At 40.6% G+C, this 22,094-nt stretch carries 22 protein-coding genes; 12 read left to right on the top strand and 10 right to left on the bottom strand.

What is annotated here, in order from left to right:
- Positions 1-141: 141 nt before the first annotated feature.
- Positions 142-2,025 (top strand): methyl-accepting chemotaxis protein, encoded by a 1,884-nt coding sequence (locus tag EES38_RS09510; RefSeq protein ID WP_124936943.1) that lies wholly within the window; start codon positions 142-144, stop codon positions 2,023-2,025.
- A gap of 53 nt (positions 2,026-2,078) precedes the next feature.
- Here EES38_RS09510 and EES38_RS09515 read toward each other — a convergent pair whose 3' ends face one another.
- From EES38_RS09515 to EES38_RS09525, 3 genes are all read right to left on the bottom strand, one after another.
- Entirely contained in the window at positions 2,079-2,801 is a 723-nt protein-coding gene (locus EES38_RS09515) for a 3'-5' exonuclease (protein WP_124936944.1), read from the bottom strand.
- The gene (locus EES38_RS09520; RefSeq protein ID WP_124936945.1) at positions 2,801-4,690 is read right to left on the bottom strand and encodes a DUF294 nucleotidyltransferase-like domain-containing protein; all 1,890 of its coding nucleotides are present in this window, start codon (positions 4,688-4,690) and stop codon (positions 2,801-2,803) included. Before EES38_RS09520 ends, EES38_RS09515 begins: the two co-directional genes overlap by 1 nt.
- A gap of 87 nt (positions 4,691-4,777) precedes the next feature.
- Positions 4,778-5,266: a GNAT family N-acetyltransferase gene (locus tag EES38_RS09525; RefSeq protein ID WP_124936946.1), complete on the bottom strand. Its 489-nt coding sequence runs from the start codon at positions 5,264-5,266 to the stop codon at positions 4,778-4,780.
- Positions 5,267-5,454: 188 nt separating this feature from the next.
- On the opposite strand from EES38_RS09525, the gene EES38_RS09530 reads away from it, so the two are divergent.
- Entirely contained in the window at positions 5,455-6,060 is a 606-nt protein-coding gene (locus tag EES38_RS09530) for an HAD family hydrolase (protein ID WP_124936947.1), read from the top strand.
- Between the two features lie 118 nt (positions 6,061-6,178).
- Positions 6,179-6,616, top strand: coding sequence for a DUF4174 domain-containing protein (locus EES38_RS09535; protein WP_166434233.1), 438 nt, complete (start codon positions 6,179-6,181; stop codon positions 6,614-6,616).
- Between the two features lie 34 nt (positions 6,617-6,650).
- Here the strand turns inward: EES38_RS09535 and EES38_RS09540 are convergent, their stop codons facing one another.
- Positions 6,651-7,895 carry an MFS transporter gene (locus EES38_RS09540; protein ID WP_124936949.1) on the bottom strand — a complete coding sequence of 415 codons (1,245 nt, stop codon included), beginning with the start codon at positions 7,893-7,895 and terminating at the stop codon, positions 6,651-6,653.
- Positions 7,896-8,457: 562 nt separating this feature from the next.
- Here EES38_RS09540 and EES38_RS09545 point away from each other — a divergent pair.
- Positions 8,458-9,243 carry a hypothetical protein gene (locus tag EES38_RS09545; RefSeq protein WP_124936950.1) on the top strand — a complete coding sequence of 262 codons (786 nt, stop codon included), beginning with the start codon at positions 8,458-8,460 and terminating at the stop codon, positions 9,241-9,243.
- A 48-nt stretch (positions 9,244-9,291) separates the two neighbouring features.
- On the opposite strand, the gene EES38_RS09550 is transcribed toward EES38_RS09545, so the two are convergent.
- The 4 genes from EES38_RS09550 to nagB all read right to left on the bottom strand — a co-directional run bounded on the left by EES38_RS09550 (position 9,292) and on the right by nagB (position 13,148).
- A complete protein-coding gene (locus EES38_RS09550; protein WP_124936951.1) occupies positions 9,292-9,816 on the bottom strand; it encodes a DUF3750 domain-containing protein in 525 nt (174 codons plus the stop codon).
- A 154-nt stretch (positions 9,817-9,970) separates the two neighbouring features.
- Positions 9,971-11,182, bottom strand: coding sequence for an ROK family protein (locus tag EES38_RS09555; RefSeq protein WP_124936952.1), 1,212 nt, complete (start codon positions 11,180-11,182; stop codon positions 9,971-9,973).
- Between the two features lie 5 nt (positions 11,183-11,187).
- Positions 11,188-12,333, bottom strand: a complete 1,146-nt coding sequence (nagA, locus tag EES38_RS09560) for an N-acetylglucosamine-6-phosphate deacetylase (protein WP_124936953.1) — start codon at positions 12,331-12,333, stop codon at positions 11,188-11,190.
- 2 nt (positions 12,334-12,335) lie between these two features.
- Positions 12,336-13,148: a glucosamine-6-phosphate deaminase gene (nagB, locus tag EES38_RS09565; RefSeq protein WP_124936954.1), complete on the bottom strand. Its 813-nt coding sequence runs from the start codon at positions 13,146-13,148 to the stop codon at positions 12,336-12,338.
- Positions 13,149-13,371: 223 nt separating this feature from the next.
- Here nagB and nagE point away from each other — a divergent pair, with 223 nt between their 5' ends.
- Positions 13,372-14,877, top strand: coding sequence for an N-acetylglucosamine-specific PTS transporter subunit IIBC (gene nagE, locus EES38_RS09570; RefSeq protein WP_124936955.1), 1,506 nt, complete (start codon positions 13,372-13,374; stop codon positions 14,875-14,877).
- Positions 14,878-14,942: 65 nt separating this feature from the next.
- Here the strand turns inward: nagE and EES38_RS09575 are convergent, their stop codons facing one another.
- Positions 14,943-15,770 (bottom strand): sugar phosphate isomerase/epimerase family protein, encoded by an 828-nt coding sequence (locus EES38_RS09575; RefSeq protein WP_124936956.1) that lies wholly within the window; start codon positions 15,768-15,770, stop codon positions 14,943-14,945.
- 87 nt (positions 15,771-15,857) lie between these two features.
- Positions 15,858-16,418: a porin family protein gene (locus EES38_RS09580; RefSeq protein WP_124936957.1), complete on the bottom strand. Its 561-nt coding sequence runs from the start codon at positions 16,416-16,418 to the stop codon at positions 15,858-15,860.
- Positions 16,419-16,773: 355 nt separating this feature from the next.
- Here EES38_RS09580 and EES38_RS09585 point away from each other — a divergent pair, with 355 nt between their 5' ends.
- The 7 genes from EES38_RS09585 to EES38_RS09615 all read left to right on the top strand — a co-directional run bounded on the left by EES38_RS09585 (position 16,774) and on the right by EES38_RS09615 (position 22,094).
- Positions 16,774-17,865 carry an acyltransferase family protein gene (locus EES38_RS09585; RefSeq protein ID WP_124936958.1) on the top strand — a complete coding sequence of 364 codons (1,092 nt, stop codon included), beginning with the start codon at positions 16,774-16,776 and terminating at the stop codon, positions 17,863-17,865.
- 25 nt (positions 17,866-17,890) lie between these two features.
- Positions 17,891-18,868 (top strand): 2-hydroxyacid dehydrogenase, encoded by a 978-nt coding sequence (locus tag EES38_RS09590; protein ID WP_124936959.1) that lies wholly within the window; start codon positions 17,891-17,893, stop codon positions 18,866-18,868.
- 159 nt (positions 18,869-19,027) lie between these two features.
- Complete coding sequence (locus EES38_RS09595; protein ID WP_124936960.1) at positions 19,028-19,447, top strand: tautomerase family protein; 420 nt, start codon at positions 19,028-19,030, stop codon at positions 19,445-19,447.
- Positions 19,448-19,617: 170 nt separating this feature from the next.
- On the top strand, positions 19,618-20,211 hold the full coding sequence (locus EES38_RS09600; protein ID WP_124936961.1) for a DJ-1/PfpI family protein: 594 nt from the start codon (positions 19,618-19,620) through the stop codon (positions 20,209-20,211).
- A 17-nt stretch (positions 20,212-20,228) separates the two neighbouring features.
- Positions 20,229-20,951 (top strand): SDR family oxidoreductase, encoded by a 723-nt coding sequence (locus EES38_RS09605; RefSeq protein ID WP_208020422.1) that lies wholly within the window; start codon positions 20,229-20,231, stop codon positions 20,949-20,951.
- A 35-nt stretch (positions 20,952-20,986) separates the two neighbouring features.
- Positions 20,987-21,328 (top strand): hypothetical protein, encoded by a 342-nt coding sequence (locus EES38_RS09610; RefSeq protein ID WP_124936962.1) that lies wholly within the window; start codon positions 20,987-20,989, stop codon positions 21,326-21,328.
- A gap of 25 nt (positions 21,329-21,353) precedes the next feature.
- Positions 21,354-22,094: an alpha/beta hydrolase family protein gene (locus EES38_RS09615; RefSeq protein ID WP_124936963.1), complete on the top strand. Its 741-nt coding sequence runs from the start codon at positions 21,354-21,356 to the stop codon at positions 22,092-22,094.

Below are 22,094 nucleotides of genomic sequence, written 5' to 3' on the forward strand. Positions count from 1 at the left end.
TATTTTAGTCATTTTTTTGACTTATTACCATATAAAACAAAAGCTTATATTAATTATAATTACTATAATTAGTGCATATTAGATAAAATGCGGTTAGTATCTCGCACGACAGAATAATAAATGTGTGGGTAACTACTAAATATGAGATTTACACTAAAACAAAAGTTAATTGGAGCGAGTCTGACTGCTGTAGTGGTTATGGCTGGCGCGTTAACATGGTTGTCTATCGATCGACTATACGAGCAAACACAAAAATCTATGCGGGAAAGGGTCGAAACATTAACGGCTACTGCATCCAAGGGTATTTCAGATTGGGTATCTGATCGCAAGTCAATAACAGCGGCTTTCAAAGATTATGCGGACGTCAGTGATCCTATCCCATTTTTAAAGCAAGGGCGTGTTGCTGGCGGCTTTGATGAGTTGTATTACGGAACCACTGCTGGAATCATGTACCGCTCGCACCCAGAGAGAAATCAGGCCGGTTATGATCCTCGTAAACGTCCTTGGTATATTGATGCTTCTTCTGCTGGAAAGATGATTCTGACTACAGCGTATCAAGATGCGGTGACTCGTGCGCTTTTGATCACGATAGCAGAGCCGGTGCTTATTAATGGGCAGTTTTCTGGTGTCGTTGGTGCAGATGTGTTGATCGATCAGCTGATTTCTGATGTCCTTTCGTTTGATGCTGGCGAGAATGCTAGAACGATGTTAATCGATACCCAAGATGGAAATTGGTTAGCTCATCCGAATAAGGATTTAACACTAAAGCCAGTTTCTACGGTTTCTCAGTCACTGGATATTAATACGATTGATAAAGCCGCTAGAGACCAGACTTTGGTTCCTGTCGAGTTAGCTGGTGTATCGAAATGGTATTATTTTAAATCGGTACCAGGAACGCAGTGGATATTCGCCGTTGAACTAGACAAAAAAACGGAGATGGCATCAGCTGATTCCTTACTCTGGGGGCTAATATCAACTGCTATTGTTATTACATTGTTGGTACTCTTAGCTGTCTCATGGTTAGTGAATTTTCTAGTAAGAGATTTATCTCGGGTCAGCAAAGCTCTGGAAGAAATTGCGTCGGGTGACGCCGACTTAACTCAACGTTTAACGATTAATTCAGATGATGAGGTGGGACGGTTAGCGCATAGCTTTAACCAGTTCGTTGATAATATGCATCAAATGGTGACCAAACTTGGTCATGTATCAGCAGAACTTCTTGAGCAGTCTGTTAGAGCCGCTAAGCAATCTGAGCAGAACAATGCACGAATTCAACAGCAGCAGGATGAAATCAATATGGTCGCGACTGCGATCAACGAAATGTCTGCAGCGACTCATGAAATCGCGGGAAATGCTGAACAAACTGCTGGAAGTTCAAATAATGCCGTCTTTGCATGTAAGGACGGAGCAAACCAGGTAGCTCAGACACAGTCGTCTATCGAAAATCTTGCGAAAGAGGTTGAAGTTGCAACAGGTGTTATTGAAGAGTTAGAAGGTCATGGTAATCAGATTAGCAGTATCCTTTCAACCATTCAGGACATTGCTGAGCAGACCAACCTGCTGGCTCTTAATGCGGCTATCGAAGCAGCTCGTGCAGGGGAGCAGGGACGAGGTTTTGCTGTTGTGGCTGATGAAGTTCGAGTTCTTAGTCAACGCACCCATGCATCGACGAAAGAAATTCAACAAATGATTGAAACTCTTCAAGGAACAACAGGTAAAGCGGTTTCTATCATGACAGATAGCCGAGCGTTAGCCTCTACGAGTGTCGCTGACGCAAGCAGTGCATCGGTATCGTTAGAACAGATCAAAGAGGTTGTTTCTGCGATTAGTGATATGGCGACACATATTGCTTCTGCTGCTGAGGAACAAGCATCTGTCACTTCTGAAATTACGCGTAATACTGAGGGCATTCGCGATGTCTCAAACGCATTCTCCGCAGAAGCCAAGGATGCAGCAGAACAAGCGGTTCGACTATCGTCATTATCGCAAGAGCTCGAATCAGAGATTCGTCGTTTCAAAGTATAATGACAGTTAGCCGTGATAAATATAAAAGGGAGCCAGTGGCTCCCTTTTGTTTTCTATAGCCAAAACTGACTGATTTCCTGCTTGGCATTAAAGTAATGTGCAATCTGAGCTTGAAGTAGTTCAGCCGTTGCAATTGCATCGGTTAGAGCGTGATGTGGCGGGTAATTCGGTAGGCCGTACCGACGTCGGCTGAGCGCTAAACGTGTTGAAATTTTCTCGGGCGAATTGCGAAAATTGAAGAATCCTTTTTGTGACTTCTTCAATACTTTTTCTTCTATGTTCATTGTATCTATAACAGGGAACTCGAAACCTTCACCCACTCTTGATTTAAACACTTTATCAAGAAATGTACGCTCAATTTCTAGGTAGTGGACAACCATAATCCTGCCTTCCATCATTTTTAATAAGTCTGGAAATATCTCCGTAAAATCAGGAGCATTGGCTATATCACTATGTGTAATACCATGGATTACGATCGATTCCTCACTGAGCTTACGTCGTGGTTTGACCATCCATTCTCTGGCATGACCTAAATAGACGCGATCAAGTGTGAAAGGTACGACACCAATGCTAATAATATCGTCTTTCTGGCTATTTAATCCTGTTGTTTCTAAATCAATAGCGAGAAACTCGATCTCTTCTATCGGAGTAGTAGGAGCGGGAAGACCAGAAGAATAAAATGACGTCAGAAGTGTATTGTCTGAACGCTGTTCTCTGGCGGCATACTTACTCGGCCAGTCTATGATTGGCGGTTTAAATAAGCTAAATAGTCCCATTATTTCAGACCCTTATTTCCTTGATAGCGATATTTTAAGAAATTCTGGGCATTACTTAAAACCTGAAAAGCATCTTTGAGATTTCGCCTTTCAAAATCAGAGAGATTTTCTGGCTCAACGTTATTATCTGGGTCTATTCCATTTTCGACATCGTAGGCTTGGTGGCGAATACGTACCATGGATATAAACTCCATTGCGTCACGTAAATCGGCTCCTCGGCCTTTAGGCAGCACACCTGCTTCTATAATGTCATCTAATCGCTCAAAAGAGTTTTTAGCTCGTGACCCTACAGCAAGAGCATGCACACGAATGACGTCAGCGAGTGGTGCGGTCCCACGTCGTTTCATGTTGATTGAATTATTATGTCGACCGTCTTTTTCCATCACGAAGTTCTTAAAAAATCCTAATGGAGGCGTTCTGTTTAGAGCATTTCTTGCGAGACATGCAAGGAATCGATTGTTTTTCTTAGCCCTTCTCACAATGAAGCTGTTGAGTTGCTCTGCCCATTTTACTCGGCCGTATACACCATCTAAATCAAAGAAAATGGATGCGTTTAACAGGGCTTTGGCATTTGGATTATCTATCCAGTCAGCGAAACACTCTTCCCATTCTTTGCGAGTCATTCGCCACATCGGGTTGGAAGCCATAATATCCCCGGTACAGTAGCTGTAACCGCAACGAGCAAGTCCATCACATACGATTGTTGATAAGGCGGCAAAGTATTCGCCATGTTTATCTTCATCGTATTTATCGTCAAGAATAATTGCGTTGTCTTGGTCCGTCACCAGAAGTTGCTCATCTCGTCCCATAGACCCCATGGCGACAAAACAATAGGGTATGGGGGGGGCACCCAATTCAATTTCAGCCAACTCGATAATTCGCTGCTTGAAACTCCTTCCGACGACAGACATAGCTGTCCCGATCATATGTGCATTGGCATCTTCATTGACCATACGTACAAAACTTTCATCAACTTGTTTTGAAACACTTTCAAGTTCTTCAATACTGTTTTGATGGAAAATACTGTTAACTAGTAGCAAAGAGTTTTGCGATTCGTAACGAACAATATCGTATGTCTCTATGATGCCAATCGGTTTGCCTTCTTTCATTACTGGCAGGTGATTAACCTTGTAGCGCAGCATGGCTAAAATAGCTTCGTAAACATACGCATTGTGATCAAGAGAAATAAGCTCTGTCGACATAACTTCTGCTATGTTTTCATCGCGACTTAATCCTGTGGCTAAAACACGAGTACACAAGTCCCGGTCTGTGATGATTCCGATTAGGGAACTGACGTCTTCTTCAGTATCAAGATTAATCTCATTATCTAGGATGAGTAGAGCGGAATAATTTTCGTCAGCCATCTTTTGAGCAGCATCACGGATAGTGGAGTTTTTATCTATCCACGGTGAGCCACCCATTAATAACTTTTTCACTTTGGATGTGGTCAAGTCATTTTGTTCACCTGTGTTTGATACAGCCTGACGAAGCCTGGCTTTATCATCAACTTCGACGTATTCCGCGAATGCTTCGTGTTTTTCATATAGTTCTTGGAAATACGTATCTGGTAAGCAATAAACAAGGGTATCTTCAATCGCTTTTGCTGGGAAAACGACCTTGTTGTCAGTGAGCAGTCCCATTTGGCCGAAACAATCGCCTTCAGTTAGACGATTATAGAGTTCCCCTTTTCTTCGGTATAGCTCAACAGCACCACTCCTGATGATATACAAGTCTCTAAGCTTGCCACCAAATGGAATAATGTCAGTGTCACTTCGATAGTAGGATATTTCGATATGGTGAACGAGTTCCTCTACCTCCTCCTCAGGTATTTCAGAGAAAGGAGGGTATTGGAGCAGAAATTGTTTTATGTCGAGCAGTTCGGGCTGCATTGGCCAACCTTAATTTTAGTCTTTAGGTTAAACATAGCAAAATTTACATGTTTAAGCAGTTTTGAATAGTTTCTAGTTATTATTGATTTACAAAAAATCTAGGCGCATATCAAACCATCTTGCACCACCGTGGCAAGAGTCAGATACCCCTAAATTTGTGAAGCCAAATTGCTGATAGAAGGGGATAAGGTGTTCTTTACAAGTCAAAAACATACCGCAAAGATCTCTACTCTTACTCACATCTACAAAATGTTGCATCAATTCAGTAGCAAGTCCTTTACTCTGATAGGTGGGTAGAACTGCCAGGCCAAAAACAGTTTGATATTTACCACTGGGTTCATGAAGTGTAGCGTTTTCAAATAATTCGTCTGGCAAAGCGGGTTGATTAAATCGACAACCATTAGTATGTGCGACAACAACACCATCTATTTCAAGTACGAAAAAACATTCGGGAAACGCATTAAAACGAGATTTAAATGAAGCAAGGCTGGCAGCTTCTGCCGCAGGAAAGCAGAGTTTTTCAATATGTGCGATTGACAAAATGTCACTTTCAGTCGCTGGACGTATATTTTTCATAGATTGAACTGGTTTTATATAATTAACGATAGAGTATTCTCCCTTTGAGAAAATGTAAAAACCATCAATACTGTTTTTTTATACAGCATTTAAATTTACAATGTAAAAATTAATGATGACCCCACTATATTTAAAATGTTTAACTCCAAATTAATTTTATCAATTGATGAGGTATTTAAAGTAAGTTTATGATTAAAAATATAATTTTTGATATCGGAAATGTAATAGTTAGATGGAATCCTCTTGAAATTATTGCTCTGACATTTCCTCAAGATCCTAGCCCTTATGATAAAACTAAACAGGTATTTCAGAGTGAAATTTGGTTGAAACTCAATCAAGGTATTATTTCCGAGCAGGAAGCGAAATTACAGTACCAACTTAAACTCAGTTTGAGTCCTGACGATACAGAGACACTGTTCTATTACGTCAAAGCAACTCAGATCTTGTTGCATGGGTCTATGGAGCTACTACTTAAACTAAAGCAGGCTGGATACAAGCTGTACGCATTAACCGATAATGTGACTGAAATTATTGATTATTTAAAGAAAACTTATGACTTTTGGTCCCTATTTGAAGGCTCCATTATTTCTGCTAACGAAGGCGTTCTTAAGCCCGATCCCACTATTTATAAGTCGGTACTTAACCGATTTGATTTACGTGCGGAAGAGAGCGTCTTTTTGGATGATATGGCAGCTAATGTTAAGGGAGCTGAAGCTGTTGGGATTCAAGCTATTCAATTTTATTCTGCGAGACAATGCGAGCAAGAATTAGCGAACCTCGGTATTACGGTATAGTTTCGTTGATGATTTTATGTGCTACAAAGTTATTGAAAATAAGTGTTACTTGACTACCTTTAAGATTGCAGGAAGTGAATATATTACAAATAAAAGTGTATCTGAAGGGAGTAACCTCATGAAGGGAGCAAAGTTCGTCACTATCGTATCGTTAGCCATGGCAGCGAATATCTCTATTGCATCTGAGTTATCTGATATTTCAAATCTTCAGTGGAAAAATAGAGTCATTTTAGTCGATGAAACTAAACATAACTTAAATTCAATTAATTACTTTCAAAATAGCGTATCGGGCGTTGCTGAGAGAGATGTAGTGTGGTTTATATTTCAACCTGATGGCGTTAAAACTAATTACACGGGTAAAGTGTCCAATGATCTCTATATGAACTCAAAAGAACGCTACGGTCTTGGAAAAGATGCCGTTCTTCTCATTGGAAAAGATGGTGGTGTAAAACAACGGCTGAATAAAATGGAGCTCAAAGAGCTGTTTGGTGAGATAGATAGAATGCCCATGAGACAGCGTGAGATGCGTCAGCAAGGCGGCTCAGACCAGTCCTAAAATAACCATCTGAGCTGCGCATTATGAATAGCCACTAAAGATCTGATTCAGGAACCGTTATCACAGGCTCAGGAACCGCATCCTCGATACTGGATGTTACGTTTCTCCGTTTCACTACATTTAGACTATAAAGGATTAGCATTAAAGTCATTACGCCACCCGAGAGGGTGAACAGTTTGGCATAGCCTGTGTTTACCGCGATCATGCCATATAGTATTGCTCCACAACCATTGCCTATATCCAACATGTTGTAAAATGTTGCACTTGCAGAGCTACTTCTACTTTCAGGGACTCTATTCAATATCTCTGTTTGTAATGCTGGGAATAGGGCGCCTAGGCCAAAGCCATATAAAATAGAGCAGAGTAAAAAGCTAAACTGTGTTCTTACGTAGTACAAAGAGTAGAACGAAATTAAAAAGAGTATGATTCCGGGAATAATAGTGAATGCAGCCCCTTTCTTATCGTAAATTCTTCCTGAAAATACTCTAGAGATACAGACGCATATAGTAGAAACAAGGAAAAAATATCCTGCATTTCCTATTCCTTGCTCCTCAGAAAAAACAGAAGCGAAGTTTAAAATACTTCCGTAACCAACTCCAAATAACAATGTTAACAATGCTGGAAATCGTGCGCCTTTTACCGCGAATTGGTCTGAAAATGATATTTTATTACCAACTACTTGGCTAGAAAATGAATAGTGTTTATCAAAGTGGCAAAAATAAGTCCAAATTAAAGCAACGATTTGACATGAAACTGCAAATATAAATACAGCGTTAAAACTAAAGTCAGTTGCCAGCCATAATCCAAATGCAGGTGCTATTGCCATGGCTACGGTGGTACCTAAGCCAAAGTAACCCATACCTTCACCTTTTCGAGCGCGGGGTATAATTACTGCTGCTAGCGTAGCATAAAATGTTGTTGCAATACCGAACCCTACACCATGAAGAATACGTATTGACAGTATTCCATCTACACTCGGAAATAATGAATATCCCCAAGCACATAATAGAGAAATCATGATACCTAAAAATAAGCAACCAATGGTACCTAAGTATTTCTTCCCTATATCTGAAAACATTCGGATAATAATTGCAGAGAATACGAAGATACCTGCGACAAGACCTACTTCAGTTGGAGTGCCACCCATTTTAGATACATAGAGAGGCAGAACAGGTAATAATAAGTGAAATCCAGCAAAAAACACTCCGTTTGTAATAATAAGCGAGATGAAGTTACCAGTCCATAATCGCCTGTAATCTGAGTTGTCAATATTGGACATTATATGCTCCTTCTAATATTTAAAATTTATTAAATATTAATTATCTTTAAATTATACAAAGTGATTTTTATATTTGGAGAAACATTGAATTTCTAGGAATTATAAAATCTATTTTACGAGAAATATAATAGGCCTATCGTTTTTGAAGTCAATTTTGTTATTGGAGCTGTTCTTGATTTTAAGCTTTTGATTTTAATGTCATATTTATTTAGTGAATGACAACTATTTAAAATTTGAATCAATTAATATAAGTGTAGATAGTTTTATCAAGGAGTAGAAAAATATCTTGTTAAAGCGTATTATATCGCATTTGTGCTAGGGTGATTTTAAGAGACGAATAATCCTTCATTCTATGACGAAAGTTGAGCTTCGCTACGATTGTTGTGAGCAGAATTGCATATGTGATGAAAGCTTAATGTCAATCAATGCTTTGCCTATGAGTAAGTCGTTAGTATAAGAGACACAAGCGTCTTGAAATTGTTCTTAAATTTGATATAACAAGAATCCAACTGGATATAAAAACAGTAAATATATGTTAAGTAGACTGACAATATGTTTGTCGATGCTTTGTCCTCTAGTGTTGGCTGGGTGTACTTCATTCACTAGCCAGGTCACTGAACAAAAAGTCGTTCAACAACAGCAACCAAAAAAGATATCTATTGATCCCGGAATCAAAGACCACTTGGTTAAAATTGTTAATGATTCCTATGGTCCGGGAGATAAGCTCCTCAATCAACTGCTTGCGTCTGATGTCAATGTAGACGATCACGGTAGTTTCTCTGTTATTACAGCGAGATATATTACCCCCACGAGTCCGATTAAAATTCGTAGTCAGGTAGATAATTATTGCCATACATTAAAAGGACGTATGAATAACGGTGGATGTGAACTGAGTTCGGATCCTGATATTATCGCATTTTATTATAAGCTGTCAGGCTCATTGAATAGTAATTATATTAGCGCGTATGATATTGATTTTTATTCAATTGTGCCAAAAAACGCAGATCAGAATGACGCTCTCAATCTAGCAAAGGAGAAAGGGTATGTTGACTCAATTCAGACTGCAAAACAAAAAAGTATTGATGATAAAAAAGCTCAGGAATTAGCTAAAAAGAAAGCTGAGTATGACAGAGAGATAGAGCGTCAAGCTCGATTACAGGCCATGCAGAAAGCAAGTATTGATACACGCGCTAAAGTCTTGAGACGTGGTACAAAAGTGTGCCAAGTTAGCCTTGATGATGTTGTTGTTGGCTATACTGAAGATGCTGCCAATGGAAAAGTGAAAGTTCTGGTTAATAATAAATTAATTTGGGATTGGCCAGATAACTGGTTCGCATGTGATAGATAGATAAAAAAGCAGCCTCCATAAAGAGGCTGTTTTCTTTTGAAGCGTTCATTATTCCGCATACCCACTACCGATTGCTCTAAAGGGCATATCAAGCTGTAATTCTGGTACTTGTTTTCCCACCCAGGCAGGAAATGTGTTGCTATTTGGACCCGGAAAGACTGTGTATTCATCAGACCAAGGATAATTCGACACTGCGACTGCAATTTTCGGGATCAGCTCCTTTGCTTGTTCGCCTGTTAACGACAGGAACTTTTTAGGTTTCGCTCCGTACCAATAACGATCCGGCGTTGCAGTTTGATATTCGTGGAGTGCGGGTAGGCCACGCTTCAAACGCCATCCAACTACTTCATAAACTGTGTATTCCTTGGCGTTTTCTGGTTTCACTGCCAGCCATGTGTGCACAGCAAAAATACCTCTCCATCCATACGCATTAGCCGCGTAAGCTTCGATGACGGCATCAGAATATTCTGTTGGGTCTATAGCTATACCTGCGGGGGCTCGACTTGCTGTTCTCCAATCATCATTCGAACATCCAGCTACGAGAAGAAGAAACAGTACACTTAAAATGCGCATAACCCTTTGGCCTCCTTGGTGAAAATACCACCAATCATCGTGCCTCATTCGTAATTGACGTGCAAATTTACGATGTAACAAAGCATTAAAAATTAATGTGGAACAAATTAACTATAGTGCATTATGCTTTTTTTCGTCAAATTACTTGAATTTATTAAGATTCTTCTAATAAAAGTGATAGCAACTCTCCGTTGTGCATTGCTCTTTTGACAAGTGCGTACCCACCCATAGTCCCTTGCTCCTGAAATTTAGCGACACATAGAAACATTTCTTTATTAAATTTATTCAATGCTTTACGCTCAATTTGAGTCTGAAGTTCAGGGAATAATATCTGAGAGCTACCAATAATTTCACCAGCCAGCAGAACTTTCTCAGGGTTAAAGACGTTGACTAAGATAGAGAGGACCTGACCTAAATACTGGGCTGTTTCTTCGACAACATGTACTGCGACTTCATCGCCATGTTCCGCAGCAGCACAGATATTCTCTACGGATAAAGAATCGAACGCTAAAGAAGTAGGGTGTCCTCTATCAATGAGCGTTTTTGCTCTGGACACAACAGCTCGGTTAGAAACAACAGTTTCGAGACACCCAAAGTTGCCACAATGACATTTTTCTCCGAACGGATCGATTTGCACGTGGCCAATTTCTCCAACGGTTCTTTGTTTACCGCTTAGTAAGTTTCCATCGGACACGATTCCAGCACCAACACCACCGTGGATCGATATGAGAATAAAATCGTCGCAGTGTTTTGCATTACCAAGATAGTACTCAGCAAGTGCCAAAGCTCTGATGTCGTTGCCAACGAAAACCGGCAGATTAAATCCGTTGAGTGAATCGACCAGATTAAGGCCACCAATTTCATGGTTGGGTGAGTAGTGTATTAGGCCGGATTGGGTATCGATCAAACCTGCTAGGGTTACCGCAACGGCGATGATTTTAACGTTAGAATGCTGTTTGATTGAAGCTCCAATGACAGTATTTAATGTTGAAACAATACTGCTCGGATCATGATTTGTCAGAGGTATGCGCTCGTGGGAGAGACTTTCTCCTGCGAGATTCATCATTGCAACATGCAGTTCCGTTCGACCCAGTCGACAGGAGACAAAGTGAAGTGAGGCTTGATTCGTGGTCAATGCGATAGCTGGCCGCCCACCAGTCGAAGCTTCTTGAGAAAGTTCCGATACAAGACCATGCGACATCAACTGACGAGTAATATTAGTGACACTTGCGGGGGCAAGGTTGCTTTGCTGTACGATATTGACGCGCGATACCGGTCCGTTAAGGTCGATGAGCTGGTAGACTAAGGCTGCGTTATTAAACTTAACCTTTTCGTTTGTTTTAACCTGACCACTAATATTACTCATCGAAATTAATTCCTCATTATCACTCCATTCACTATGGACGCTGACACTTTATAGTCTTGATTCATAACGATCAAGTTTGCTGTGTATCCTGGTTTGATTTGTCCCAGTGAGTTATCTACGCCAATCGCTTTAGCCGGGTAGAGTGTTGCCATTCGTATTGCTTCTTCTTTTGCAATATTCGCCTTCTCTACTAACAGACGGACGCCTTCATCCATAGTCAGCGCTGAGCCACCGAGGGTTCCGTTTTCATCAACGCATTTCCCATTTTGGATGAGTATTTTACTACCGCAAAAGTCAAACGAAGACATATCTTTAGGCGCATTAGCGCCTGCTGTTGCGTCTGTTACTAAGCAAAGCCTTTCTTGCATAATAGACTTAGCGATTCGGATGTTTGCCCAGTGAACATGGTAACCGTCGGCGATAATTCCAGCATAAATATGTTGAGCATCAAGCACTGCCCCCACAACTCCGGGCTCACGTCCACTTGATGTAGGGCTCATCGCATTATAAAGGTGGGTTGCAAATGACACGCCATTTTCAATCGCACGACGAGCCTGATCATACGTCGCTGCTGTATGGCCGATACTAACGATAATCCCAGCATCTATTAACTGTTTAATATGCTCCTCTTTGTTCATCTCTGGGGCGAGGGTGATTTTTTTTAGCCACTGGGATTGTTCTGCTAGCCAAGAGATCATTTCCTCATTTGGCTGACGTAGCTGAGCTTCAGGATGGATTCCTTTACGTTTGGGGTTGGTGTAAGGACCCTCAAGGTGCATGCCTAACACTTGATGCTTATGTTGGCTCATATAGCGCTTGCAGGCCTCTATTCCTAATCGGATGGTATTATCACTGTCGCTAATCAGGGTGGGTAAAAAGCTCGTGGTTCCACTCTTCAAATTTACCTGATGCATGTGTTCAAGAGTAGCAACGTCAGGTTTATCATTAAACATGATACCGCCACATCCATTGAGCTGAAGATCAATGAAGCCTGCGCATATCCACTGTCCATGAGTATCAAATATCTCCGCGCTGCCGGGAATTCCTGTCTCGTCGATAATATCGACAATGGTATCATTTTCTACTAAGACTGCCTTGTTATGCAGGGTATCAAAGCCAGTAAAAACTATACCGTTAGTTAAAGCGAGCATACTTATTTACCCTCATCAACGGCGCGGATTTCTTTCTCTTCTAATTGCTGAAAGTAACGTAGAGTTTTTACTTTTAGCTCCATAGAGGCTGGCTCATCACAAATAATAATACTTTTAGCATGGAGCTGGAGTGCAGATATCGTCCATAAGTGATTAACTGCACCTTCTACGCCAGCTTGTACGGCAAGTGCTTTATTAGCACCAGTTGCTAGAATAAGCACTTCTCTCGCGTCCAGTAGTGTACCTACACCCACAGTCAGGGCCATTTTAGGAACTGAAGCGATATCATCATCAAAAAATCTCGCGTTATCCTGAATGGTTTCTGGGGTTAATGTTTTTATGCGAGTACGAGAGCTAAGAGATGAAGCTGGTTCATTAAATGCAATATGACCATCGCTTCCAACACCGCCAAAAAACAAGTGAATTCCACCCACACTACGAATCTTATCTTCATATGCTTGGCATTCTGTATCAAGGTCATTTGCCATACCATTTAGGATATTGACGTGATTTTTGTCGATATCGACGTGGTTAAAAAAGTTGTCGAACATAAATGCGTGATAGCTTTGAGGATGGGATGACTCCAAGCCTACGTATTCATCCATATTAAATGTAATAACATGCTTAAAGCTTACTTTCCCTTCTTTATAAAGGCGAATCAATGCTTGATATGTAGTAAGAGGAGTGCTGCCTGTCGGCAAACCCAGTACAAAAGGGCGTTCTTTGGAAGGAGAAAACTGATTAATTCTTTTTACGATGTAATTTGCGGTCCACTCTCCAACCTGGACTTTATTTTTTAATGGTAGTAAGCGCATGTTCATTCTCCGTTCAAATCATCAAATTTAGTGTTCTTTGTTTACATATTGAATAAAGTAATTGTATTTGGCAAGTTATTAGCTGAAAAATTTTGCAATAAGAGTAAAAGTGTGACATAAATATTAACACTTAGTTTATTGGATGAACTAAGATAAGAGTGAGCAATGGATAAAGTATGATTACAAACTTTATTCGCAGTACAGAATTCAACTGGAGGAAGCTATGAACGTACTGGGATACACACAAAAATTAGGGAAGGCGATCATGCTCCCGATCGCGATTCTCCCCGTCGCTGCAATACTACTTAGATTAGGGCAGCCTGACATGCTCAATATTGCGTTTATGGCTCAAGGTGGTGGTGCAATATTTGGGCAACTTCCTTTATTGTTTGCTATTGGGATCGCTGTGGGTCTGGCAAAAGATGATGCCGGTGCCGCCGGTCTTGCCGGTGCAATTGGCTATTTAGTTCTCACTGAAGCTGCAAAAACCATTAATGCAGATATTAATATGTCTTTCTTTGGTGGTATCGTGGCCGGTATTGTGGCAGGTCATTCTTATAATCGCTTTTACAATGTTACTTTGCCTGCTTATTTGGCTTTCTTTGGTGGTAAACGTTTAGTCCCTATCATGACTGGCTTAATTTCATTGATTCTAGCTGGAATTATGGGTGTTGTTTGGCCTTCAATTCAGAATGGTATCGATTCTTTTGGTCACGCGGTTGCCAATTCTGGCGCTTTGGGACAGTTTGCTTACGGTACATTAAACCGTGCGCTAATCCCGGTTGGTTTACACCACGTAATGAATTCGATCTTTTGGTTTGGGTTAGGTGAGTGTACTAAGGTTACTTATGAGCTGGCTGGTGCGATTCAAAACATCTGTGTTGATCCGGCATTAGCTAAAACTTACTCAATTGGTGCAGCATTGCCAAATATTGATGGTAGCCTAATTAAAGAGATTGCTGCACAAACAACTCGTGGAGACCTAAACCGTTTCTTTGCTGGTGATCCTGATGCTGGAGTATTTATGACTGGGTTTTTCCCAATCATGATGTTCGGTCTACCAAGTGCAGCACTAGCAATGTATTTCGCCGCACCGAAAAGTCGTCGTAAACAGGTAGGGGGGTTACTTGCCTCAGTTGCTCTAACCGCTTTTTTGACTGGTGTAACCGAGCCACTTGAGTTTACCTTCATGTTCCTTGCTCCCGCTTTATACGCAATTCATGCTGTACTGACCGGGATCTCCTTAGTTGTGACGAACTCTCTGGGTATTCTGGATGGTTTCGGGTTTTCGGCTGGTCTGTTTGACTTTGTAATCAACTGGGGCTTAGCAACTAAACCTGCGCTGTTGATTGTGGTTGGTTTGATTTTTGGTGTGATCTATTTTGTTGTCTTCTACTTCATGATTAAGGCTTTCAACATTAAAACTCCTGGCCGTGAAGAAGAAACAAGTATCAGCAATAGTGGTAGCGTAAGTAAGAATGGTGACATGGTGGCTGTAGCAAGACAATACATTTCCGCACTAGGTGGCGCGCAAAACTTGGATCAGATTGATGCGTGTATTACTCGTTTACGCCTGTCAGTAAATGACATGGCAAGTATCGATGAAGCAACAATTAAATCGTTAGGAGCAAGCGGTATTGTTAAACTTAATGCTCATAACGTCCAGGTGGTTCTGGGACCGCAAGCAGAAATTATTGCTGGTGAGATGAAAGAGATTTTGAAAAGCTAACCGTATAACGAGAATCACATCGTACTTAATTTAAAAGCCAGCAATGCTGGCTTTTTTTGTATCAATTATTGCTGCTGCGTAAAGTAACTCTTCCATATATTTAACGACTGAGTAATTTGTTGAGAAAGTTCTTCCATTTCCGCGTCGTTGCGAGGGGGAGTGTTTACTGGATTACCTTTGAGTACAAATTCAAAGACAAACGGACCTTCAAAGCCGCCATCTTCCAGACCTTTGTGATAAGCAAAGAAGTCAAGATTACCTTGTGCTATACCTTCTCTGTTTGCTCCTGAGATATGAAAGATCGAGTTGCGTTTACTGTACTCATGCAGCGTTTTCATTGGATTTCTCTCACCTATGTTCATGTGAAAGCTATCTAGTAAAACCGCTATTTCTGAACAGCCAGTTTCATCAACTAGCTTCTGGTACTCGTCCGCTGTATGAATAAAGGGTACCTCATATAAATTACAAGGCTCATACGATAAATCGACACCTTTAGACAAGGCATAGTCACTGATAACTTGGACGCTTCGGACTAATTGATCCCACGCTTCCTTATCGCTGTCGCAACCCTTTGTCCATACACTCAAACCTTGTAGAGTGGCTCCACAACCAAGAGCGTGAGCATAATCAACAACATCTTTATACATAGTGATGGCACTTTCGATATTACCGTCACCGTAAATACCTCCAGGACCATAGCCAAACGGGTCGTATACGAGAATGTCTAGACCGTATTTCTCAGCTGCCTGTTTCACATCTTCTGGGTTATGTCGTTCCATCGGTTCACAATATTGAATGGAATTGAGACCCAGAGACTTCACCTTCTTCATCAACTCATCGAGATCGTTTATACCGAGAGTCCAGCTACATATACCGATTTGATTCAACTTCATTGCTTCCTCCGTAATAAAAAAGACAGCTACCAATGGGTAGCTGTAAAGGCATTGGATTAAGTTATAATGGAAAAGTGATTTGAGATTTTAGAAGCGATATTCAACACCGACAGATGCCTGTTTGAAGTCTGTTTCCGTGTCTGCACCGTTGGATACGGCATCGGCGTCGATGTCTGCGTCATACCATGTGTATTCGACGTTAACTAGGAAATTGTCTGTCACTTTGAAGCCTACACCTGCACCTGCAAAAACACCTTCATCGTCTCTGCTCCCGTTCACTCCAAGGACACTATAATCGGTGTTGTACCAGAGCTGACCACCTTTACCGTAAAGCTCAACTCGCTCGCCTATAGGAGCAATCACTTTAAGTGCGGCGGTGTAACCATCGGTACTGGCACTCGCGCCACTTTTACCGTAGTCGCCAAAATCAATGTAACTACCTTCTAAAGCGAGGTATTTGTTAAAGCGAAAGCCCAGTAGACCCTGATAAACATCATTATCGTCATCAAAGTCATCCTGACCATCGACTTTGACATATCCATAATTACCACCGACATAAAGGCCATAATCGTTATCAGCAGCTTGCGCGAAACCAGAAAGCGTTAATAATGCAAAAGCGCCAGTTGCTACAGGAAGTAATTTTTTCATTTGTTATCTCCTAGTTGGGTCGTTCTTGAAAGTATGAAATGGACTAAGCGATATATGTGCCAGATTTTAAGTGGTTGATTTTAAAGGTTTAAATTAATTTAATAAAACTGAATATATTACATTTCTACATTTAAAGTGTAATTATTTCATATTTAATTAAATTTTTATTTATCTACAATATATAAGTTTTCTTATTATTGTTTTTTGGTTTTTAATTAAAGTTTACATAAACTACGCTAAGAAAATTTATTTTTATAATAACGTAAGAAATATGTAAATTTTTATTGTTTTCCATATCGGATTTAGTTTTGAGTGCTAATGTTGTTGTCGACAAAACCAGAGTAGAGAGGATCTTGTGGACAATAATAAAGCGGTAACTTCAGGCATGATGGTCGCTAACTTTATCGCTACTTTATTTGTAATAGCGATTCATTACAGTTCTAAAATCCATGTAGATGGACCAGAATTAGAAAGTTGGAATTATCTGTTTCAAGAGTTTTTCTCTAATGGTATATCGCGAGTCGCGGTGCCATTTTTTGCACTCACATCGGGCTTTTTTCTTGCTAAGCAGCTCCAATCTGACAGAACCTATAAAACGATATACTCTGGCAAGATAAAAACACTTATTCTTCCCTATGTTATTGGTTCTACAGCAATATTTGTTCTGTCTGAAACGGTCAAGTGGATAGACCCAGCTCGAAGCAATTCGACTATCTCCCCTGAACATCTGTTTCATGTGATAGTGATGCACCCTAAATCGATCCAATTTTGGTTTTTACGCGATCTGATTATACTAACGCTGGCATCGCCTATTTTATTTACTAAAGAAAGGGTTTTGGCATATGGTGCGACAGCGATTATGGGTGTTTCGTGGTGGCTCGATTATCAGCCATTACCCGTTGTGTCTGGTTGGTATCTAGTCAATATCGAAACACTGTTTTACTTTATGCTGGGTCGAATTGCCTACGATAATAAAGATAAGTTTTTTGCATTAGTGAATATTAAAGGGTTATATAAATCATTTATCTTATTTGTCTGGTTAATATTAACTGCAGTCCGTGTATATATCGATCCTAAAATAAATGTTTGGTATGACGATGATTATACATTACAGTCTATCTTGATATATAAAACGGCAATTGCTGTAGGCGTGATTTCGCTTATGCAGTTATCTGTTTATCTAGCAAATAATAAAACGATTATTTATCTCTCAGGGCTGACGTTTTTTGCCTACTTGTTCCACTTTGTGCCTCTGGTTTACATGCGTGATATTACGTATGCGTATTTTGACAAAGCCTATGCCTTTTACATCAACTTTCCATTATGTTTGCTTGTTGTCTTTGGCTTGGCACATGTGTGCGCCAAATATAGTCCACTTATCTTCGCACGCCTGACTGGTGGAAGAGACCCTCGTAAGTCATTACAGAGAGTCAGTAACCAAAATTAGTTCGTGACGTTTAAAGGAAATAAACATGAAAAAGCGAGTACTGGTGTACAAAGATTTGCCAGCAACAGAATTATCAAAATTAGAGCAACGCTATGAAGTAAAGGTGATTGATAATGCTACGGCTAACCAAGAAGAGTTTGTTACGGCATTTCGTTGTAGTCACGGTGCGATAGGTTCTGGGGCTATTATTGACAGTGCATTAATTTCGTCTGCACCTGATTTACAAGCTCTCTCTACAATTTCAGTTGGTGTTGATCAATTTGATATTGCTGCTTTAAATGAGAGAGGTATTCCACTCATGCACACGCCGGATGTACTGACTGAAACAACTGCAGATACCACATTTATGTTGATGATGTGTGCAGCAAGAAGAGCAGTAGAGCTATCCAATTACATTTTGCGTGGTGATTGGAAGAGCGGTATTGGAGAGGAGTTATACGGGCTAAACGTTGCAGGAAAGTCAGTCGGTATTATAGGTATGGGCCGAATTGGCTCAGCCGTTGCCAAAAGAGCTAAGCTGGGATTTAACATGCCAGTCTACTATCATAATCGTTCTAGAAACGACCAGACAGAAGCTGAATTGGATGCCACTTGGCTACCTTTGGAGCAACTCTTCAAACAGTGTGATTTTGTCGTCAGCTTGCTTCCGGCCACAGAAGAAACCTTTCACCTTATTGGAGCTAGAGAATTTGCACTCATGAAATCGAGCGCAGTGTTTATCAATGTTGGACGTGGGACTGTGGTCGATGAGAAAGCCTTGGTTGATGCGCTGTTATCGAAAGAAATAGCTGCTGCGGGTTTAGATGTTTTTGAAGTCGAGCCATTACCTGAGACATCACCATTGATGAGTATTCCTAATGCGGTATTGCTTCCTCATATTGGTTCCGCTACACATGAGACGCGTCATGCTATGGCTGTGTGTGCGACCGACAATTTAATCGCAGCGCTTGACGGTAATATAGAGAAAAACTGTGCGAATGGTTCGAACTTGAAAGCGAATTAATGAGCCTTATTCGATTTAGTTCTTAGCATATTTGAAAATATTATTTCATTTTGTGTTGAAACGAAACGTTTATTTCCTTAATATTAACCCTGTGACATAGATCACTAAAAATTAAATTTCGTTTTTGAGTTATAGTCAGTTAGATAAAAGGAAAACATTATGCCATTGTTAGTATTTGATGTAGTTGAAGGTCGTAGTGATGAAGAGATCAAAGAGCTTCTAGACGCAACGCACGAAGTGGTTGTTGAGTCGTTTAACGTTCCTCAACGTGACCGTTACCAAATTGTTCACGAGAACAAAGCAACTCGTATGGTAATTCAAGATACAGGTTTGGGTTTCACTCGTACAGAAGATATGGTTGTTCTGAGAGTGTTTACCAGTCCACGAACAGTAGAAGAGAAAGAGCGTTTCATGAAGTCTCTATGTGAAAAATTGAAAGAGCGTTGTGGTTTGCAAGAGACCGATCTGATGATTTCGTTCTTTGCCAATGAACGCGGAGACTGGAGTTTTGCTGAAGGCGTGGCTCAGTACACAACTGGTGAACTTGGCGCTAAAGGAAGTAACGTTACTTTGAACTAATGCATTCGAAACTTAGCGATTTAGACATTCTTAATTAGAAAAACTCTCACCGAATTTTGAGATTCCACTGCATATACCATGATGCAGTGGCTCATCGCTCAATAACCTCTTTACACTTTGATACAGCACGTTATATTTTACTATACATATAGCAGCATAGGGATTGTTGTATGCACATAGGTATTGTGATTTATGACGATGCAGAAGTCCTCGATTTTTCTGGTCCTTTCGAAGTATTCTCCACCGCAAAACGAATTAATGCTCTGGATTGGAACGTATCCTTGATTGCAGCAAGTTCAGATACTGTTCAAGCTCGTGGAGGCTATAATGTCCTGCCGCATTATTCTATTCATGACTGTCCAGATATTGATGTATTGATCGTAGTGGGTGGTTTTCACCTCAATGTGATGAACGACAGTTCTTTAATTCGATGGATATCATCAGCCGCTATAAGCGCTCAAATTACCGCATCTGTCTGTACGGGGGCGTTCTTACTTGCTGAAGCCAAGGTGTTAACCCACCAAACCGTGACCACTCATTGGGAAGATATTTCAGATCTCAAGCAACGCTATCCAGAACTCAATGTGGTCGAAAATCAAAGAGTTGTTAAACAGGGAAATTTGTATACATCAGGTGGTATTTCAGCTGGAATCGACATGAGTTTGACGATTCTGGCTACGTTGACAACAAATGAAACCGCCACCAAGGTTGCAAGGCAAATGGAATACGCTTGGCATCTGGAAGAACAATTATCAAAACGATGACATAGTGTGTCTCAATTATGCGTTTTAATCATGCTAACATTGTTTTCATGCTTAAAGCCGAGTTAATGGGGGATAAACGTTTGTCAAAAGTATTTGTGATAGGGGCAACTGGCGGTGTTGGACATAGACTCTGTCCTGAACTTATTCACAACGGGCATAAGGTGAAAGCCATGTACCGTTCTGATGAACAAAAAGAAACGCTTAAAGCCATAGGTTGTGAAACCGTTAAAGCCGATCTGATGGAAATGACGGCTGAACAGTTGACAGATATGACTAAAGGCTGCGATATCATTGTTTTTTCCGCAGGCGCTGCTGGAAGCGGATTACCTAGAACTAGTGAGATAGATGGGCAGGGCCCAGTCAAGATGGTTGAAGCGGCTGAGCGTAATGGAATCCGACGTATATACTTAGTGTCTGCGTTTCCAGAAGCAGGAAGAGGTAACGATCCTAAACCTGGGTTTGAACATTACATGAAAGTGAAAAAGCAGGCAGATACCTACGTTACCGCAAGCGATTTAGATTGGGTAATTTTGCGCCCTGGGACGTTACTTCATGAAGATGCAGATGGAAAAATCGCGCTCGGTTGGTCACTTAATTATGGCAGTGTTAAGCGGGGAAACGTAGCAAACACCTTAGCTAAATTGATTGACTCGCCACAAATCAAAAAACAAATACTAGAGTTAACCGACGGTAAAAGCACTATTGCAGATGCTGTCTCACCGTTTCTGAAAGACTCATAAATAATTAAGATTGTTACTACAGGATTACTACATAAATGAAAAAAGTCGGTTTAGTGATCGCGCTAGCGCTAGCTTTAGTCGGTTGTAAAAATGGTTTTGAAGGTGAGTATTCCGCTCAGACTGGAGCGAATAATGAACTTTTGAGTAATATCGCTCAGTATGCGCCACAAGATAATATTGTTATTGGTGAGGACTATATTGATATTGAAGGTAAACGGACTCAGTTCGATAAGATTTTTGAGCGCTCGTCAGGCGGTAAAAGATACCTTGTTTTTGAACGTAACAATCAGGAAGTCGACGTTTGGAAAATTGTTGATGACAAAACTTTGATTCAAGAAAAAGGGCTATTAAACATCACTTATCACAAAGTTAAGTAGTTTAAATATTTATCGGAAAATTTAGATGGCAGATGGATTTACCACGTATCAATACGGAACAGAAGAGAGTCAGTGCGTTGATCTATATCGCCCTGACTCGGCCAAAACCTGCAAAGGACTCATTTGTCTGATTCATGGTGGATACTGGCGTTATCCTCATTCAAAAGAGCAGATGAACGCTATTGCGAATTCATTACGTGATGATGGATATTACGTTTGGAATATCGAGTATCGTCGAGTACGAGAGCGCGATGGCGGATGGCCAAATACGTTTGAAGATGTTGTTGCTGCAGTAAATTTCATCTCCCAGTTGTCTTTGCCTATACCATTAAATGTACAAATAGTCGGTCACTCAGCTGGAGGTCATTTGGCTTTGTGGTTGGGTTATCAGCAGAAATTTCTTAAAGTGCGATTAGACAGAATCTACGCATTGGCGCCTGTGGTCGATTTAGTCGCAAGCCACAGAGCACAGCTGGGAGAGGATGCTGTCGGTCAGCTCCTCAAAACCACTCCTGAACAAGATCTAAGTCGATATCAATCTTTCTCACCAATCGATCTGCTACCAAATAACGTTCCCCAGATTGTTATTCATGGGGATAGTGATGAGTATGTTGACGTCGCGGAAACTCATAAGTACATGGAAAAGGCTAGAAACCTCAAATGCGATGTTCGTTATACTGAAATAAGGCAGGGTATGCATCTCGACTTTCTTGATCCCCATACTCAATCAACGTTGTCTCTTTTCAATTTTCTTAAGGAAGCCTAA

The organism is Vibrio viridaestus (assembly GCF_003856525.1).
GTDB classification, from domain to species: Bacteria; Pseudomonadota; Gammaproteobacteria; order Enterobacterales; family Vibrionaceae; genus Vibrio; species Vibrio viridaestus.

What these genes read in the sequence shown, in the direction of transcription:
- EES38_RS09510 (WP_124936943.1), top strand. Translation starts at nt 142, where the DNA reads ATGAGATTTACACTAAAACAAAAGTTAATTGGAGCGAGTCTGACTGCT.
- EES38_RS09515 (WP_124936944.1), bottom strand. Translation starts at nt 2,801, where the DNA reads ATGGGACTATTTAGCTTATTTAAACCGCCAATCATAGACTGGCCGAGT.
- EES38_RS09520 (WP_124936945.1), bottom strand. Translation starts at nt 4,690, where the DNA reads ATGCAGCCCGAACTGCTCGACATAAAACAATTTCTGCTCCAATACCCT.
- EES38_RS09525 (WP_124936946.1), bottom strand. Translation starts at nt 5,266, where the DNA reads ATGAAAAATATACGTCCAGCGACTGAAAGTGACATTTTGTCAATCGCA.
- EES38_RS09530 (WP_124936947.1), top strand. Translation starts at nt 5,455, where the DNA reads ATGATTAAAAATATAATTTTTGATATCGGAAATGTAATAGTTAGATGG.
- EES38_RS09535 (WP_166434233.1), top strand. Translation starts at nt 6,179, where the DNA reads ATGAAGGGAGCAAAGTTCGTCACTATCGTATCGTTAGCCATGGCAGCG.
- EES38_RS09540 (WP_124936949.1), bottom strand. Translation starts at nt 7,895, where the DNA reads ATGTCCAATATTGACAACTCAGATTACAGGCGATTATGGACTGGTAAC.
- EES38_RS09545 (WP_124936950.1), top strand. Translation starts at nt 8,458, where the DNA reads ATGCTTTGTCCTCTAGTGTTGGCTGGGTGTACTTCATTCACTAGCCAG.
- EES38_RS09550 (WP_124936951.1), bottom strand. Translation starts at nt 9,816, where the DNA reads ATGCGCATTTTAAGTGTACTGTTTCTTCTTCTCGTAGCTGGATGTTCG.
- EES38_RS09555 (WP_124936952.1), bottom strand. Translation starts at nt 11,182, where the DNA reads ATGAGTAATATTAGTGGTCAGGTTAAAACAAACGAAAAGGTTAAGTTT.
- nagA (WP_124936953.1), bottom strand. Translation starts at nt 12,333, where the DNA reads ATGCTCGCTTTAACTAACGGTATAGTTTTTACTGGCTTTGATACCCTG.
- nagB (WP_124936954.1), bottom strand. Translation starts at nt 13,148, where the DNA reads ATGCGCTTACTACCATTAAAAAATAAAGTCCAGGTTGGAGAGTGGACC.
- nagE (WP_124936955.1), top strand. Translation starts at nt 13,372, where the DNA reads ATGAACGTACTGGGATACACACAAAAATTAGGGAAGGCGATCATGCTC.
- EES38_RS09575 (WP_124936956.1), bottom strand. Translation starts at nt 15,770, where the DNA reads ATGAAGTTGAATCAAATCGGTATATGTAGCTGGACTCTCGGTATAAAC.
- EES38_RS09580 (WP_124936957.1), bottom strand. Translation starts at nt 16,418, where the DNA reads ATGAAAAAATTACTTCCTGTAGCAACTGGCGCTTTTGCATTATTAACG.
- EES38_RS09590 (WP_124936959.1), top strand. Translation starts at nt 17,891, where the DNA reads ATGAAAAAGCGAGTACTGGTGTACAAAGATTTGCCAGCAACAGAATTA.
- EES38_RS09595 (WP_124936960.1), top strand. Translation starts at nt 19,028, where the DNA reads ATGCCATTGTTAGTATTTGATGTAGTTGAAGGTCGTAGTGATGAAGAG.
- EES38_RS09600 (WP_124936961.1), top strand. Translation starts at nt 19,618, where the DNA reads ATGCACATAGGTATTGTGATTTATGACGATGCAGAAGTCCTCGATTTT.
- EES38_RS09605 (WP_208020422.1), top strand. Translation starts at nt 20,229, where the DNA reads ATGCGTTTTAATCATGCTAACATTGTTTTCATGCTTAAAGCCGAGTTA.
- EES38_RS09610 (WP_124936962.1), top strand. Translation starts at nt 20,987, where the DNA reads ATGAAAAAAGTCGGTTTAGTGATCGCGCTAGCGCTAGCTTTAGTCGGT.
- EES38_RS09615 (WP_124936963.1), top strand. Translation starts at nt 21,354, where the DNA reads ATGGCAGATGGATTTACCACGTATCAATACGGAACAGAAGAGAGTCAG.